We start from the raw sequence: 480 nt of genomic DNA, 5'->3' as shown, positions 1-480 counted from the left end.
CCTTGGCTTCTGGTAGTCGTGACAAGACCATCAAACTCTGGAATCTAGAGACAGGCAAGGTAATCCGAACCCTCATCGGGCATGATGACTCGGTCAGGAGCGTCAGATTCAGCCGGGATGGCCAGACTTTGGCTTCTGGCAGTGATGACAAGACCATCAAACTCTGGAATCTAGAGACGGGCAAGGTAATCCGCACCCTGATCGGGCATAATTCCCATGTCGAGAGTGTCAGTTTCAGCCCCGATGGCCAGACCTTAGCTTCTGGTAGTGAGGACAAGACCATCAAACTCTGGAATCTAGAGACAGGCAAGGTAATCCACACCCTCATCGGGCATGATGACTCGGTCAGGAGCGTCAGTTTCAGCCGGGATGGCCAGACCTTGGCTTCTGGCAGTGATGACAACACCATCAAACTCTGGAATCTAGAGACAGGCAAGGTAATCCGCACCCTGATCGGGCATGATGACTCGGTCAGGAGGG

General features: G+C 53.3%; 1 protein-coding gene. It reads left to right on the top strand.

Annotation, left to right across the window (positions count from 1 at the left end):
• Nucleotides 1-480 (top strand): WD40 repeat domain-containing protein (locus tag F6K57_RS32710; RefSeq protein WP_293072182.1); only part of this gene is annotated, 480 nt, incomplete at both ends.

The sequence above is a fragment of the Moorena sp. SIO4A5 genome (genome assembly GCF_010672005.1).
Lineage (GTDB): Bacteria > Cyanobacteriota > Cyanobacteriia > Cyanobacteriales > Coleofasciculaceae > Moorena.
The sequence above is the reverse complement of the archived record's forward strand: the minus strand, read 5'-3'. Positions and strand labels throughout refer to the sequence as shown.